The sequence below is a fragment of the Acidithiobacillus caldus ATCC 51756 genome (assembly GCF_000175575.2).
GTDB lineage: Bacteria > Pseudomonadota > Gammaproteobacteria > Acidithiobacillales > Acidithiobacillaceae > Acidithiobacillus_A > Acidithiobacillus_A caldus.
On the sequence record NZ_CP005986.1, the window covers coordinates 2,076,713 to 2,092,167 of the forward strand.

12 protein-coding genes and 3 pseudogenes are annotated in these 15,455 nt (G+C 59.1%); 4 read left to right on the forward strand and 11 right to left on the reverse strand.

What is annotated here, in order from left to right:
- The first annotated feature begins 7 nt into the window (after window positions 1-7).
- A complete protein-coding gene (locus ACAty_RS10140) occupies window positions 8-910 on the forward strand; it encodes a LysR family transcriptional regulator (RefSeq protein ID WP_004868283.1) in 903 nt (300 codons plus the stop codon).
- A 155-nt stretch (window positions 911-1,065) separates the two neighbouring features.
- Window positions 1,066-1,296, forward strand: a complete 231-nt coding sequence (locus ACAty_RS10145; protein ID WP_038472204.1) for a hypothetical protein — start codon at window positions 1,066-1,068, stop codon at window positions 1,294-1,296.
- 132 nt (window positions 1,297-1,428) lie between these two features.
- On the opposite strand, the pseudogene ACAty_RS15520 reads toward ACAty_RS10145, so the two are convergent.
- A pseudogene (locus ACAty_RS15520) lies at window positions 1,429-1,746 on the reverse strand (ATP-binding protein); the annotation flags it as partial.
- 8 nt (window positions 1,747-1,754) lie between these two features.
- Between ACAty_RS15520 and istB the strand changes: the two are divergent.
- A complete protein-coding gene (istB, locus tag ACAty_RS10150) occupies window positions 1,755-2,438 on the forward strand; it encodes an IS21-like element helper ATPase IstB (protein ID WP_051620867.1) in 684 nt (227 codons plus the stop codon).
- A gap of 54 nt (window positions 2,439-2,492) precedes the next feature.
- On the opposite strand, the pseudogene ACAty_RS16645 reads toward istB, so the two are convergent.
- From ACAty_RS16645 to ACAty_RS10175, 6 genes and pseudogenes are all read right to left on the reverse strand, one after another.
- A pseudogene (locus tag ACAty_RS16645) lies at window positions 2,493-2,741 on the reverse strand (winged helix-turn-helix transcriptional regulator); the annotation flags it as partial.
- The gene (locus tag ACAty_RS10155; protein ID WP_169737322.1) at window positions 2,626-3,570 is read right to left on the reverse strand and encodes a LysR family transcriptional regulator; all 945 of its coding nucleotides are present in this window, start codon (window positions 3,568-3,570) and stop codon (window positions 2,626-2,628) included. The pseudogene ACAty_RS16645 and the gene ACAty_RS10155, both read right to left, overlap by 116 nt.
- 32 nt (window positions 3,571-3,602) lie before the next feature.
- Complete coding sequence (locus tag ACAty_RS10160) at window positions 3,603-4,724, reverse strand: HlyD family secretion protein (protein ID WP_051620803.1); 1,122 nt, start codon at window positions 4,722-4,724, stop codon at window positions 3,603-3,605.
- On the reverse strand, window positions 4,714-6,105 hold the full coding sequence (locus tag ACAty_RS10165) for an efflux transporter outer membrane subunit (RefSeq protein WP_051620805.1): 1,392 nt from the start codon (window positions 6,103-6,105) through the stop codon (window positions 4,714-4,716). Before ACAty_RS10165 ends, ACAty_RS10160 begins: the two co-directional genes overlap by 11 nt.
- Window positions 6,106-6,152: 47 nt before the next feature.
- Window positions 6,153-7,799: an MFS transporter gene (locus ACAty_RS10170; protein WP_153801834.1), complete on the reverse strand. Its 1,647-nt coding sequence runs from the start codon at window positions 7,797-7,799 to the stop codon at window positions 6,153-6,155.
- A 423-nt stretch (window positions 7,800-8,222) separates the two neighbouring features.
- A pseudogene (locus tag ACAty_RS10175) lies at window positions 8,223-9,167 on the reverse strand (IS5 family transposase).
- Window positions 9,168-9,763: 596 nt separating this feature from the next.
- Between ACAty_RS10175 and ACAty_RS10180 the strand changes: the two are divergent.
- Window positions 9,764-10,291, forward strand: a complete 528-nt coding sequence (locus tag ACAty_RS10180) for a Slp family lipoprotein (protein WP_051620809.1) — start codon at window positions 9,764-9,766, stop codon at window positions 10,289-10,291.
- A 104-nt stretch (window positions 10,292-10,395) separates the two neighbouring features.
- Here ACAty_RS10180 and ACAty_RS10185 read toward each other — a convergent pair whose 3' ends face one another.
- Genes ACAty_RS10185 through ACAty_RS10200 form a run of 4 tightly spaced genes read right to left on the reverse strand, consistent with a single transcriptional unit; the run spans window position 10,396 to window position 15,419 of the window.
- The gene (locus tag ACAty_RS10185; RefSeq protein ID WP_004873180.1) at window positions 10,396-11,505 is read right to left on the reverse strand and encodes an ABC transporter permease; all 1,110 of its coding nucleotides are present in this window, start codon (window positions 11,503-11,505) and stop codon (window positions 10,396-10,398) included.
- On the reverse strand, window positions 11,505-12,620 hold the full coding sequence (locus ACAty_RS10190; RefSeq protein ID WP_004873181.1) for an ABC transporter permease: 1,116 nt from the start codon (window positions 12,618-12,620) through the stop codon (window positions 11,505-11,507). Before ACAty_RS10190 ends, ACAty_RS10185 begins: the two co-directional genes overlap by 1 nt.
- Window positions 12,617-14,395: an ATP-binding cassette domain-containing protein gene (locus tag ACAty_RS10195; protein WP_014003306.1), complete on the reverse strand. Its 1,779-nt coding sequence runs from the start codon at window positions 14,393-14,395 to the stop codon at window positions 12,617-12,619. The genes ACAty_RS10190 and ACAty_RS10195 overlap by 4 nt, the downstream gene beginning before the upstream one ends.
- Window positions 14,379-15,419: an efflux RND transporter periplasmic adaptor subunit gene (locus ACAty_RS10200; RefSeq protein WP_004873183.1), complete on the reverse strand. Its 1,041-nt coding sequence runs from the start codon at window positions 15,417-15,419 to the stop codon at window positions 14,379-14,381. Before ACAty_RS10200 ends, ACAty_RS10195 begins: the two co-directional genes overlap by 17 nt.
- Window positions 15,420-15,455: the final 36 nt, after the last annotated feature.

The window sequence follows — 15,455 nt, forward strand, 5'->3', positions numbered from 1 at the left end:
AATACGAATGGAACACTTGGATCCCGAACTGCTGCTTACGTGGGCCAAGGTGGCGCGAGCCGGAAACCTCAAAGCCGTCAGTCAGCAACTCTTCATCTCCCAACCCGCGTTGTCGCACCAGATGCGCAAGCTGCAGGACTGGTTTGAGGAGCCCTTATATCAGCGCACGACCCATGGGATCGAGCCGACCGTCATTGGACGAAGACTGCAACGGATCGGTGAACAGATCGAAGCCCTGATCCAGGAGGCGCGCCTGCTGCGTCAGCATACCCACGATCTGATCCTGGGAAATCTCAAGATCCTCGCAAGCCAAACGAACGCCGAGTTCATTCTGCCTCGCCTCATCAGCGCGTTTCATGAGGCCTATCCTGCCGTGAACGTCGAGTTGACGACGGTCAATAGCCGCGAAGCATGGGCGAACCGGACCGAAGCCGATCTGGTGTTCTTAGAAAACTCGCAGAACGTCTTGAAGCCACCGGCCGAGTGGCAACAAGACCATCTGATCGAGACCGAGATCGTCCTGATCGCGCGACCGGATCATCCCCTCGCGCAGCAGGATGTGGTGGCATTGGACGTTCTGCGCGAAGAGACGATTGTTTGGAGAGAGGAGGGGTCGGGTATACGCGAACACGCCCTGAATGCTCTGCACCAGCGAGGGATCTTCCCCGAGGTGCGCTACGCATTCAGCGGCCTGTCCGCAGTTCGCGATGCCGTACGGTACGGTTTGGGGGTCGCCTTTGCGTCGGCATTGGTTTCGCCCCATCAACAGCACGACCTTGCGGTGATTCGCCTTTGTCCAGCTATCCCCCATACGCTGAGTATGGTCTACAGAGTGCAGGGGAGCGTGGCACTACAGGCCTTCGTACGTATAGCCCACGCACTGTTGATCAGCGATAACATTCCGGAGTAGCAGAAAATATTTTATTGTCTTTTTGCTTGCCACGGAAACACAGATATTCGCGCAACGAATCTGGGCTTTCAAAATGAGCATTTGCTGCTCTCATGGTGCCACCTTACACTGTACCCAGTTGGTTAAATACAGTGATCGTTGAGAGGAGGTGTACCATGAAAAGCCTAATCGTTATTGCTAGCCTGCTTGCTCTGAGTTCGATGGCTTACGGAGACGACACGACTAATCCCGTCGAGCCGTTTGATTTTTGCGCCCAGGAGTACGCGGCGGGTTATTCGTCCTGCAGCACTCAAGCGCAGAATGCAGAGAGTACAATCGAGACACGGAATGTCCGTCATGAAGAGCAAAAAACCGATGGTCAACCAGCCGCCACGCAAAGCAAGTAGGCGGTGAATTGCGGGGGTGTTGCTCACGTGCGTATTCCGCGCAAAACGGCCACCCAGTCCAGCTGAAACCTGCCACCCAGTCCACGGGAATCCGGCCACCCGGAGCGCAGCGACGCGGGGGGTGATTGATGTTTACTCCGACTCTTCCTCCTGCGTCAATTTCGGCTTGTGTTTACGTAGCGATTCTCCTTTCAAATGGATCTGATGGGCGTGGTGGACGACCCGATCGAGGATGGCGTCGGCCAGGGTGGGGTCGCCAAGAGAGTCATGCCAGTGCGCTACTGGTAGCTGGCTGGTGATGATCGTTGAGCGTGTCTGGTACCGGTCATCCAGAAGCTCCAGGAGATCTCGTCGGCGATCATCATCCAGTAGTGCCAGTCCCCAATCATCCAGCAGCAGAACATCGACCTTTGTCCACTGACCTGCTGCAATCCCTGCGCGCCCTGCACCTCTATGGCATGGCCCTGGCGGTGGAGGATTGGATGGACCAGCGCCTACCTCAGGATCCCGAGACGTGGTTGGGGCAACTCATCGCCGCCGAGCGCCAGGAGCGTGCCCATCGTAGCCTCCTCTACCAGATGCGTACCGCACGTTTCCCCGCCCAACGCGGCCTGGAAGACTTCGACTTTACCGAGAGTCCTGTGGACCAGAAGGCGCTACAGCAACTTGCTGAGGGCCACTATCTGGGCGCTGCCCACAATCTCATCTTCGTCGGTGGTACGGGGACCGGGAAAACCCATCTCGCACTGGCTCTCGGACACGCTGCCATCTACCAAGGCCATCGGGTGCGCTGGTTCAACGTCGTCGATCTGGTCAATCAATTGGAGCAGGAAAAGACCCGTGGCCAGAGTGGCCGCCTGGTCAAAACCCTACTGAACATGAACCTCGTCGTTCTCGATGAGCTGGGCTACTTACCCTTCTCTGAGTCCGGTGGCGCCTTGCTCTTTCACCTGATCAGCAAGCTCTACGAGCACACCGCGCTGATCGTCACCACGAACCTCTCCTTCGGGGAATGGGTCCAGGTCTTCGGCGACGCCAAGATGACCACCGCCATGCTCGATCGCCTCACACACCACTGCGACATCATCGAGACAGGGAACGACTCCTACCGCTACAAACAGCGCCGTTCTCTCCCCCTCTGAAACTGTTCAAAATTGGACGCTGACACCTGTTCAAATTTCGACGCTGATTGACAGCAGTGGCCAACCAAGACCCGCCGCCTGTGCCCCCCGAAGGTATTCACTGACCGTGGACCGACTGATCCCAATGGCGTGCGCTATCTCTCTCTTGGAGAGACGACCGTTACCGTGTAACCGCTGTTTGACACCATTATGTTCGTTCTGCAGCCCAGCGCGTGGTGATGGCGATGAATTGAGCCAGTATCGGCTCATGGATCTCGTTGCCAGCACGCCATGCCAGATGCAGCTCACTCTCGGCCTGTACATCGGCGAGGGGCCGAAAGGCGATGCCGGGCCGCTCCAGAGCCGTCAGACTGGAAAATACCAATCCCAGGCCAAGGCCCGCTGCTACGGCACTGAATATTCCATTGGAGTCCGCCAGTTCCATGCGGATACAGGTATCCAGATGCCGCACGCGCAGCTGAGACAAGAGGCGATCGTAGGCTCCCGGTGCGAGTTCTCTACGCAATACAATCAAGGTTTCCTGAGCGAGGATATCGGGTGTTATCCGTTGGTTTCGAAGCAGGGCGTGCTGCTCTGGAAGAACAAGGCACCACGTCTCCGTGCTCAGGTGGCACTGTTGCAGCTCGGGAACTGTACCGAGATCCCGGAGCAGTCCCACATCGATCTGTCCGGCAAGCAGCGCCTGACGCTGAGCGTCTGTCGTCATCTCCTGCAACGCAACGCTGACATCCTCGGTCTGTGCGCTAAAGCGGCGTAGCAGTTCTGGCAGTATGCTGATGGTTGTGGATGGAAGGAAAGCAATGCGTAGCACGCCGTTACGACCTTTTTTCAGGTCATCCATCAGGGCTTCGGTGCGGCGGGCCTGCTCCAGAAGCGATAGTGCCTGAGGATAGAGTGCCCGGCCTGCCGCACTTAGCTCGACTTTTTTGGCCTGCCGCCGAAAAAGCTGTATTCCAAGATCGCTTTCAAGGCTCTGAATACTGCGGCTCAGGCTGGATTGGGTGAGGAAACAGCGCTCGGCAGCACGATGAAAGTTTCCGGTTTCGGCTAGGGCAACAAAGTGGCGAAGGTGGCGCAGATCCAACGGGCGACTTCCCATGGTGAGTCTGGGCGTCTTATAGCCAGCGTCCATAAACTTTGCAAGGGGCGGCCCAGAGTCCGGCGTCATGGTGTCGAACCCGTTCCGCCAACAGCAAGACCGCGTTGAGTATACCAGGGTGGTAGGTCCAGGGGCTGCCGCGGACCATGACGGCGGATATCGGCATGCATGGTCAGACCAGGTCGCAGCGGATGGGCTCCCAGATCCCGGGTATCCACAAGTATCCGCACCGGTACCCGCTGGGTGAATTTGATCCAGTTGCCGCTGGCGTTTTCCGGTGGCAGCACGGCAAATTCTGCTCCAGTGGCAGCGCCAATCCCCACCACGCGACCGCGATACCGTACCCCACCACCATACAGGTCAGAGCGCAGTTGTACCTCCGACCCCAGCTCGACACCGGCCAAGCGCGTCTCTTTGACATAGGCGTCCACCCATATCTGGTTCAATGGGATCAGAGTGAAAAGCCGCTGTCCAGGCTGAATGTGCTCGCCCGGCTGTACCGCTTCTTGGGCCAAAATACCGGCCACTGGCGCGCGAATACTGCGCCGCTGCCAATCGATGCGTGCCAGGGTCAACTCAGCTTGTGCCTGGCGCAGTGGCGGGTAAGCTGCCGGTCCGTGTTCGCCCAGCTGTTTTTTCAGGGCGACAAGCTCCGCCTCGGCCTCCCGCCGCTGCGATTGCAGTTCCTGCACCCTTTGCTGTGCAACGATGGCGTCCAGCTCAGCGGAAGCACCGGACCGAGCCGCCAGTCCGAGGCGTTGCGAGCGTGCCCGGGCGGCGACGAGCTGTGCGGACAGGGCCTGAACTCTGGCCTGGGCAGCGTCGATTTGTGCCAGCAGTGCCTCGGCCTCATCGCGTTCCCGCGCCACTTTGGCTTTCGCCGCCTGCAATGTTGCCACCAATCGCCGGGCGCGCAATCGTACCAACACCTGCCCGGCACGTACGGCCTCCGTGTCGTAGGCCAAAACTTGGTCTACCTGGCCGCTGACCTGAGCCGTAATGGGATATTTGTTGCCCTGGACATAGGCATCGTCTACGGAGACCCATTTGCGGCCATACAGGTACCACCAGCCAGCGAGGACGAAAGCCATCGTCACCACCGCGATGGCGAGGATCAAAAGATTGCGACGGCCTCGCCAGGGTGGATTGCCCGCTCTGTGGCTACTATTTCCCAGATCACTGGCCATATCCGCCCCCCAGAGCCGTCTGCCAGGCCGACCAAGCTTTCCAGGCAGAGAGTTCAGCCTGCGTCCTTTGGATACTGCGCTGCAACTGGGCGGACTCCTCCGCGATGTATGGGGAACGACCCTCGAGCCCCAACCCCACGCGCACGGATGTGAGCTTTAGGCTGGTGTGTCCGGAATTCCAGGCGATATTCGCGGACGCGAGGGCCTGCTGGCTTTTGTCAAGATCATTTAGGGCTTCCAATGCCTGCCGCACGGCAGCGAGCAGGGTCTGCTCATACAGAGCAACGGCATCCTTCTGTTGGGCTTCGGCACCGTGCAGATGAGCATGGAGAGCGCCCGATTGAAATAGCGGCAGGTGGACTGCCGGGCCAAATTGCCAGGCAATGCTTCCTGGTGTGAAAAGCGTGGCCAGATGGGCGCTATCCAGGTCAAGGAGCGCGGAAAAGGAAATGTTCGGATAGAAGGCAGCCTGCGCAGCTTTGGTCTGGGCCTCGCTTGCCTTGGCGAGCTCCAGGGCTGCTTGGACGTCAGGACGATGCGCAAAGAGATCCAGATGGATCTGCGCCGGGACGATCACCGGGGTTTCCCGGGACGGCAGGGGAGCGTGTATGGGCAGTTGATCCGGCCCAAGGCCGGCACTTTGTGCCAGTGCCAGTCGGCTGTCCGTGGCCATTTTCTGCCACTGGATACGGCGCTCGATAATTCCTTGCAGCTGTCGCTCCAATCGTTGCGGCGGCAACTGAGAATCGAGACCTAAGGAACGACGCTGCCGAGCCAAGCGAAGCTGCTCTTGCGCAAGCCTTTCCTGCTGGTGCAGGAGGGCGGCGATCTTTTCCGCGCCGCCCCAATCCAGATATTCGTTTACCAAGGTGGCCGCCAGCAGGCGGCGGGTATCCGCTTCCCGAGCCTGACTGGCCGCCGCCTCGCCCAAGGCTGCTTGGACGAGATCGTGGTGGTAACCCCAGAAATCCAGAGCCTGCCGCAACCCAATCCCAGTCGTACCGGAATCGTAGAATCGATGGCCCAGACCCAGGGCTCCGAAGGCACCATGCTTGCTGAATTCCAGAGGAGCCATCTGCCCAGAGAGTCCAAGCTGGGGACCCAATGCCGAGCGGCGCAATTGGACCATGGCCGAAGTCCACTGGCGTTGCGCCTTGGCTGCCAGGAGGACTGGATTATCTGGGCGCAGACCCATGGTCATTACACGATCCAGCGCCGGATCCTTCAGGACACGCCACCAAAGATCATTGGGCCAGGGACTGTTGGGCGTTACCGAACCGGACTCCAGGGCCGTCAGTGTCTTTTCGAACTGGGGCGGCTGGATGTTGTCGGGAGAGGGAGCGTGGATGATCGGCGCGCATCCGCTAAGTAGCCCCACCATCGAAAGGATGATCCTGGAGCCCGCGTTACCTCTGATAATGAACATATTCAAGCATGTACCGATGACGTGTCGGCGTCTGTGACGGAGGACGAGGTCGTCGTGGCAGCCTTGCGGATGGGGATAAGATCGGCGCTTTCCACGATCTCCTGTTCTATGGTGACCCGCCGTTTTTGTCCTGGACGACGACGGAATGGCGCCTTGGTGAACCACAGCAGGGCCAGGACCAACAAGGCCATGAGTCCCCACAGGGCGAGCATGCTCTGCATGGAAAGGGCGAGACTTTGCATGACCAGCAGATGCACATCGACGGCGGCTTTCTCGGTCGAGTTGATCTCAGGTAGATTTTGCGCCAGCTCTGCCAGGGGTGCGGCGGGAGACTGCCACGCGAGATGAGCCCGAAAATAGCTGCCGTGGCGTAGCCAGAGTGCAGAAAAAATACTGGAAAGGTAGGCGCCACCCAAAATCCGAACGAAATTCTGCAGGGTTGCCGCCGCCGGTAGGCGGTTACTGGGCAAACGCGAGAACATGATCAGACTTAAGGGAACAAGATAGAACCCCAGGGCAGCGCCCTCGATGAGATGTGCCAGAAGAAGGCTGTCCAGGCTGCTGGAGCGGTTGATCTGCGTCGAAAAGCCGTACAGAGCAACCAAAAGAAAGCAAACCGAAGCCAGTATGCGCGGTCCTATGGAGTGGGATATGCGAGACATCATGGCGATGAGTGGTACACCCGTCAGTGCCATGGGGAAGAGGACGAGCCCTGCCAGATAGGCCGTATAACCTGCTTGCGTGATAAGGGCCGAGACAAAGAGGCTATTGCCTCCCAGCAGCAGACCCCAGCCGAAGATCAATGCCGGGATGGGTAGAACAAAATTACGTCTGCGCAGAAGGCTGAGATCCAGACAGGGTTGCGGGTGGTGCCGCTCCCAGACAAAGAAAGCGATGCTGAATATGGCGCCAAGGGCGGTGAGTCCCTGAAAGCGCTGGGAATCCCACCAGTTCCAGTCCTCGCCGCGATTCAGCAGTATTTGCACAGAGCCCGCAGCCAGAGCGAGGAGGGCGAGGCCGATCCAATCAAAGGGGGCTTTGTGACGCTCGGAATCGCGCGCCGGTATCAGGGCAGAACACACTCCTAAGGCAAGCATGCCTACTGGAAACGTCAACAAGGGCGCCGCCCGCCAGTCCCAGTTGTAGGCAATCCATCCCGCTAGCGATGGGCCAGCCAACAGCGGCAAAACTAGGTTGACGATGCTTAGATCGGCGGCAAAGCCCTGCCACTTGGGCGGGGCGTACTGGATCAGCAGACGGCGGATCAGAGGGGTTAGGAAACCCGCCGCAAGGCCCTGAAAAAAGCGTCCTACCAAGAACAGTGAGTAGTTGTTGCTGAGTACATCGGGTAGCGTGGCCAGCAGTAGCAGTGCAATGGAAAGCTGAAAACTGCGCAGCTCGCCGATGCGTCGATACAGCCAAGTGGCGGGGACGACACCCAGAGCCCATGCCATCAGGTAAAAAGTCAGGGACCAGACTGCATGATCTAGGCTCGTGCTGTAGGCACCAGCCAGATACGGCAGCATCGGAATGGACCAGGCCAGACTCCAGGAAGCGACGACCATCCCACCGCTTAGACCCAAGCCCAAAAGCAGGGCGGGAAGGTCTGGCAGAGCAGAAGATAATGAAGTCTGAGTAGATGCAGTCATGGCACAGATCTAGCGGTTCCTTAAAGCGAAAGTCTATGCCGGCGCGATAGGCATGGGAATTGAGTTTATTGCATCGATTTGATGTTCTGATGGAATCGATGCCTAGCGACGAAGTAAGACCCCGGTTTCCGACGTGCTGCGTATTCCTTTCTGCCAGGATCTTGAGACCTTGATACAGACCGTCAAGGATCTGAGCCATTACCGCAAGAAAATGAGCAATCGGAATCCCAGTTGCGAACCTGCGTAACCGGTAACTGAGCGTCGTTGAATGCCTCATTTTCCATGGTGTTGGGGAAACTCTGACCTAGCATAAAAAGGTGCGTCTTGTCCCCAATATTGACCCAAGCACGTTGCTATCAGGTCACTTATCCCTCAAATTCCCCCATTTTCTGGAGAATTATTGGATATTGGGCACACCACTCCCTACGCGGCCAGGAGATATCTCCTCAGCATGTACAGATTGGCCAAGGCAAAGAGCGTGGTCAGCTGAGCACCGTTTTTGGCCAGTCCACGATAGCGGGTGCGTCGGTAGCCGAACTAGCACTTCAGCACTCGAAAGACGTGCTCTCCCCGAGCACGGATCCGGGCAATGGCGCGGTTATAGCGCTTGAGGGCCGCCAAGCCGGTTTTCTGCCCAGGATAGCGTCGCCGCGCTACCGCGTTCCGTATGCCTCGGGCCACCAGCGTGTCATGCACCTGGGGATAGTCATAGCCCCGGTCCGCGAGGACCACCGACTCCTCTCCAGTAAGGAGCCCATCCAGCATCCGATGATCCGGTACCTTGGCCGCGGTGAAGTCCACCGCCTGTACGATACCTTGGAGATCCGTTGCCACATGCGCCTTCATCCCGAAATACCACTGATTCCCTTTCTTGGTGGAGCTCATCTCTGGATCCCGCTTTCGATCTCGGTTCTTGGTGGAACTCGGGGCGTGAATCCAGGTGGCGTCCACGGTCTTGCCTTCCTGCAGCAAGAGTCCTTTCTCCTGCAACACCGCCTGCACCTCGGCAAAGACGGCCGGAGCCAGTGCGTGGCGTTCCAACAGGCGGCGGAACTTCAGGATCGTGGTCTCGTCAGGAACGAAGTCCCGGCCCAGGTCGATGCCCACGAATTGGCGCAGCAAAGGAATCTCATAGAGGGCCTCTTCCATCCCTGGATCGGAGTAGCCGAACCATTGCTGGAGAAAGTGGATCCGCAGCATCCGCTCCAAGGGCATGGGCTTACGGCCACTGCCACCCTTGGGATAGTGCGGCTCGATCAAGGCCACGAGCCTGGCCCAGGGAACCACGGCATCCATCTCGGCCAGAAAGCGTTCTCGCTTGGTCTGCTTGCGACGCCGCGACAGGCTGGGCTCTTCGGCAAAGGTCATCTGTCCGGTCATGGATGGCATCTCCTAGCTGCTCGGTCAGCCCATTGTATCAGATGGCTAAATCAGAGACTCCCTCATAAATAGCACGGACTTCCGATGCTGTTGTCATGCGAGTCTCCTTCAAGCTAAAGACAGCGGGGCGGCTTGAAGTCCGCCATGCCTGGCGGCACCCCGCTACTATCTACGGTAGCGCCTTTCTATCGATTGGCAAGTTTCAGGTGTCGTGCAGTTGGCAGACTAGCTGGAACGCCATATTCTAAGAGGCCTGCGGGCGTTTTTGGCGCGACAGTGCGAAAGTGTTGGTTAGGGATATATAGGGGATATATAGGGATAGATAGGGACATGACGTTTTTAATTGACTGTTCTATCTAGTTGTTGTGGAAGCGGGGAATGGCATGGTTTTGCGAAAAATGTCCGTTTTGCCCTTTTACGGCGGTAACGGGGATTCGAACCCCCCTGGGGGCGCCATTTCTGGTTTTTTGACTGCGAACGCCACCACCCCAGTTCGTGCAGGAGAGGCTGCATTCCTAAACCCATGGGTTAGGCTGGCATCCCTCCGACGCTAGCGGTTTTCCCGCGCACCGGGGGAGGCATACATGCATTCTCAGAAAAAGTATCTAGGCGTTTTGCTCGTCGTGTCCCTAGCCATGGCTCTTGGCGCTTGTTCTGCCCTCACGCCGGTGGCTGGCACCTATCCTGCTGTCACGCCACGACAAGCACAATCTGGAGTCGCCGAGGGTGAGGTCCTGCGCTGGGGCGGGACGGTAGTCGAAGGGAGCAGAAGCGCGGGTGAGACCTGTCTCACGGTGCTGAGTCATCCGCTCGATGCCCTCGGCAAGCCGCAAATCGGTGGCGATACCAGCGACAGCGGGCGCTTCCTTGCCTGTACCCAAAGACGCGTCGATCTGGCCCGCTACCACGCGGGGCGAGAGATCACGGTGATCGGCGATTTTCGTGGCATACGCATCCAGGCCATTGGCGGTCACCCCTATCGCTACCCAATCTTGCAGATCTCCACCCTCTATCTGTGGCCCAAACGGGAGCGCGGTGCCATGGACCACACCTTCATCCAGAATGGCTGCAACCCACTGTTCACCAGCATCGGCTGCAGTAGTCCTCAGTAGGGGCGTACGCCAAGGGGTCAATCTGGCGTTATTGGGTAGGGCAGATGGGGTTCACAGGGCTGTCGGCAACCATGCTTGGTTGAGCTGTGGGCCCGCAACCGACTTCACTGCATGCGGTGGCGAAAAAGCCATGCCGCACAGAGCATCGACATAGCGGCTATTATGGCCATGGGCAAGTACTGACTCCAGAGATCGGACAGGGTGTCCCCCTGCAGAAACACCCCGCGCACAACTACCAGAAAATAGCGCATGGGATTGGCGAGGGTGAGATCCTGCACGAACTCGGGCATATTGGCGATGGGTGTCGCAAAACCCGACAATATAATGGCAGGAACTAGGAACAGAAATGCTCCCAGCAAACCTTGCTGTTGGGTTACGGCAAGGGAGGAGATCATCAGGCCGATACCCACGGCCGCTAGAAGGAACAGCAACATACCAAGCGCGAGCGCCAGGATACTGCCGACGAAAGGTACGCCAAACCAGAATACGGCCACCAGCGCGATGAAGCCGCCCTCCGATGCACCGATAAGGATCCCCGGCAAGGCCTTACCCAGAAGGATCTCTGCGGGAGTCATGGGCGTTACCAGCAATTGATCAAAGGTACCCTGCTCGCGTTCTCGAGCTACCGACAAACCCGTCACCAGCAGGGTCACCACCAGCATCAGAAGCGCAACGATACCGGGGACGATAAACCAGCGCGACAGAAGATTGGGGTTGAACCAGGCGCGTACCAGCAATTGCGCCGGCGGGCTGCCCCAATGGTAATCGTCGGCCCAGCGCTGATCAAAACGCAACAGCACAGTATTTACGTAATTTAAGGCCAGGGTCGCGGTATTGGAATTACGACCGTCGATGAGTATCTGCACCGGTGCCGGACGGTGACGGAGCAGATCCTCCGTAAAGCGCGGCCCGATCTGAATGACCAGAAGCACTTTCTCATTGTCGATGAGTGGCGCTATCTGCTCCTCACGCGTAATCGTCGCCACCTGCCGAAAGGCAGGCGATCCCTGGAAGTATCCCAATAACTCTCGCGAGGCAAAGCCGCTGTCCTGGTTATACACGGCATAGGGAATGTGATTGAGATCAAAGGTGGCGGCATACCCAAAAACCAGAAGCTGTATGAGCGGTGGTCCAACGAGCACAAAGCGGCTCTTCTTATCCCGCAATATGGCTAGGAATTCCTTGATAACCAGAGCCCACACCCGCGCCAGCATCAATCCAGCCTTCTATGCGATCGACGCAAGGTAATTCCCAGAAAAAACAGTGCCATGAGCGTCAGTGCCAGGCTATTCCATAAAACGATGGGCCAGACATCTCCCGCCAGAAACACGGTCTGCAAAATACGGACATAATAGCGTGCAGCAATGAGGTGGGTGATGACGCGGATGGCGGCAGGCATCGACTGGATATCGAAGATGAAGCCCGACAATATGAAAGCGGGCAGAAAGGTCACGATGATGGCGATTTGCCCCGCCACAAACTGATTACGGGCAACACTGGAGATGAGCAGCCCCATACCCAGCGCCACCAACAGAAAAAGTGCCGAGGTGAGCAACAGTACCCAAAAGCTCCCGCGCAGAGGTACCGCAAAAAGCCAGACCGCCAGGGCCACGGACAGGAGCATCCCGCCGAGCCCCAGGACGAAGTACGGGATGAGCTTACCGAGGAGGACCTCCACCATCTGCACGGGTGTGGCCATGAGCGCCTCCATGGTGCCGCGCTCCCACTCTCGTGCCACCACCAAGGCCGTGAGCAAGGCTCCGATGAGGGTCATGATGACGGCGATGAGTCCGGGCACTAGATAATCCCGACTACGCAGGGCCGGGTTGAACCAGATCCGATCCTTGGCGTCCACGGGCACGACGAGCGGCGTACCCGCCGCGAGCGCGCGCTGTTGCAGCCAGTTCTGCCATACTCCCTGGAGATAACCCTCGACGATGCGGGCGTTATTGGCATCGACGCCGTTGACGAAAACGCCGATGTCGGGACTCTGTTCGCGTAGAAGGCGCCGGCTGAAATCCCCACGCAGCCAGACGATGCCGTCCACCTGCCGCTGCAGAAGCGCTGCCCGGGCGTCCTGGATGCTTCCATAAGGATGCGGGCGAAAATAAGGGGAATGCTCTAGACCTGCGACAAAAGTGCTGGTCTGGGGCGTCGTCTGGCCGACGACAACCGCCAGTGGTACTCGCCGCGCATCCAAAGAAACGCCGTAGCCAAAAAGAAAGAGCAGAAATACCGGCATGAAAAAAGCAATGGCAATGGCCGAGGGATCACGCCGTATCTGGATGAACTCCTTGCGGATCAGTCCGCGCAGGCGGCGAAGCTTCATGAGGCTCTCCGGATCTGGCGTTCGTGCTCCTCGATGAGCCGGATGAAGGCCTCCTCCATGGTAGGCTCCGGCTGCTCAGCCGTACGCGCCTGCTGACGCAGATCGGCAGGGCTTCCCTTGGCCAGGATTTCCCCCAGGGACATGAGTACCAACTGGTCGCAATATTCCGCCTCGTCCATGAAATGGGTGGTGATCAGAACAGTCACCCCCTGCGCCGCCAGGGCATTGATGCGCTGCCAGAACTCCCGCCTAGCCAAAGGATCGACGCCCGAGGTGGGTTCGTCCAAAAAGAGTATGGGTGGCTCGTGCAGGAGCGCACAGGCCAGCGCCAAGCGTTGCTTGATGCCCAGCGGTAGACCATCGGCGTTGACCTTACCATAGTCCGTCAACTGAAAGGCCTGGCGGGCTTCCTCGATCTTTTGTCGCCGGACCGCGCCGCGCAGTCCATAGGCAGCGGCAAAGAAAACGAGATTCTGGTCGACGCTGAGGTTGCCATACAACGCAAACCTTTGCGCCACATAACCGATACGCGCACGCGCGGCACTCGTGGCACGACGCATGTCCACGCCTGCCACGGTCAGGGTACCGCTGGTGGCCGGCAAGAGACCGCAGAGCATACGGAAAGTGGTGGTCTTGCCAGCGCCATTGGCTCCCAGTAGTCCAAAGATCTCACCCCGGCGCACCGTGAAACTGCATTTTTTTACCGCCTCGAAACTCCCAAAACATTTATGCAGATCGCGCACCTCCACCACCACGTCATCCTTCTCGACCGCGCTAACGGCGGCCGGCTCCGCGGGTACCGCCATCACCCGACCACGAATGCTTGCTTCGCTTGCGGCAGCGCGATCCTCGGCTTCTCCCAGGAGGGCAACAAAGGCATCCTCAAAGCCTGCGTCTACGCTTTGCCACGCCTCCCCGGGCGCCGCCGCAGGCGGCTGCATATTACGACTGAGAACCCGAATCCCAGCCGCCGTAATCCGCGCGTCCGCGACCCCCGTGCGGCGCTGCAGGGCCTCACGCAGGGCACGACGACGGACCGACGGATTGCGTACCAGAAAACAGCGGCCGCGCAACGGCTCGGTAAAGCTCGCCAAAGGACCCTGCCGCAGGAGCTTGCCAGCGTGCAGGAGGAGGATCTCATCGCAGCGTTCCGCCTCATCGAAATAGGATGTGCTCATGAGCACGGTCGTGCCCTGCCGGCGCAACCCGTCGACGATCTGCCAGAGCTCACGACGGGCGATGGGATCGACTCCTACCGTGGGTTCATCCAGAAGCAGCAACTGCGGCGCACGTAGCAATGCGCAGGCTAAGCCAAGTTTCTGCTTCATGCCCCCGGACAGGTCACCGGCGCGGCGTTTGCCGAAGGGACCGAGCGCCGTGAGTTTCAACAATGCTTCCTGCCTTTGGCGAGCAGCTCCGGGGTCTAGCCCCTGTAGATCACTATAGAGATCCAGGTTTTCCTGCACGCTGAGATCTTCATAAAGACCAAAGCGTTGCGGCATATAGCCAATATCTTGCTGAAGCGAGCCAGCGTCTTTGCCGCGCTCCCGACCCAGTACCGTCAGCATGCCCGAGTCCGGTCGCAACAGGCCGGCGGCCAAGCGCAGCAGAGTGGTCTTTCCGGCGCCATCGGGACCCAAAAGCCCAGTGATCTTTCCCGCCTTGATCTCGACATCCACGGCGTCCAGAGCGCGCACGACATCCCTGCCGCGGGCAAAGGTCTTGACTACGGCGTGCAACCGCAAGGGGCTGGAGGCTTCAGTGGTCGTGGTCACAAGGATGCTCGCCCAGGGATTCCGGCGAATTGTTCGTAAGTGGAATCTGCACCGTTACCGGCATCCCCAGGCGTAGGCGATGCTGAGAGTTACAGGCGTAGACGCGCACCCGATATACGAGCTCCGTACGCAATTCCGGTGTCTGCACGGTCTTTGGCGTAAATTCCGCCGTGGGAGATATGAAACCCACCCAACCGCGGAAAGACTGACCCGGAAAAGAGTCACTCTGGATCTCCGCGCGCATGCCAAGACGTACCTTGCCCAGGGCCTTTTCCGGCAAATAGGCCCGCACCCAGACCGGGTTGTCCAGAGCCAGACTGAATACCGGTGTGTTTGGCGAAACCATATCGCCCATTTCGACGATGCGGTCCTGAACAACGGCATCGGCGGGGGCACGGAGCTTGGTATCTTGCAGTTGCCGTTGGGCCAGGGACAGAGCAGCACGATCGGCGGCAAGCTGCGCCCGGGCGGCGGCGATGTCCTCCTTGCGCGGTCCGCGGACGGCCAGGGTCAGCGCCTGGCGGCTGCGCTCATAGTTGGCACGGGCACTCTTCAAGGCGGCCGCCGCGTTGTCGAGGCTTTGTCTCGGTACGTAGTGGTCCGCCGCCAGCGCCTTCTGCCGTTGCCAGACGAGCTCGGCGTTATGCAGGCTTGCTGCGGCAGCGGCCAGTTCAGCGCGTGCCTCAGCAATCTCCTCCGGTCGCGTACCGGCCAGGAGCTTGGCAACGACCTGCTCCTGCGCTGCCACCGCCGCCTCGTCCCGCGCCACGGCGTCGGCAAAGCGCACGGGGTCGATCTCGGCCAAAAGCTGCCCCGCTCTTACCCGATCACCCTCCTGCACCAGCAAGCGCTGCACGCGCCCGTTATCGTCGAAAGCCGTCTGCACCTGGCGAATATCGATGTTGCCGTAAATGGTCAGGCGGTTGCTGGGTGCAGTCGTTCGCTGCGTGAGCCAGAAGATGAGCGCCCCCACGAGCACGGCAGCGAGCAGCAACCCCGCGATGGTTTTTTTCCGACTGGCCATGTATTGATACTCCTTTTCTGCAACTGAACCGAGCCA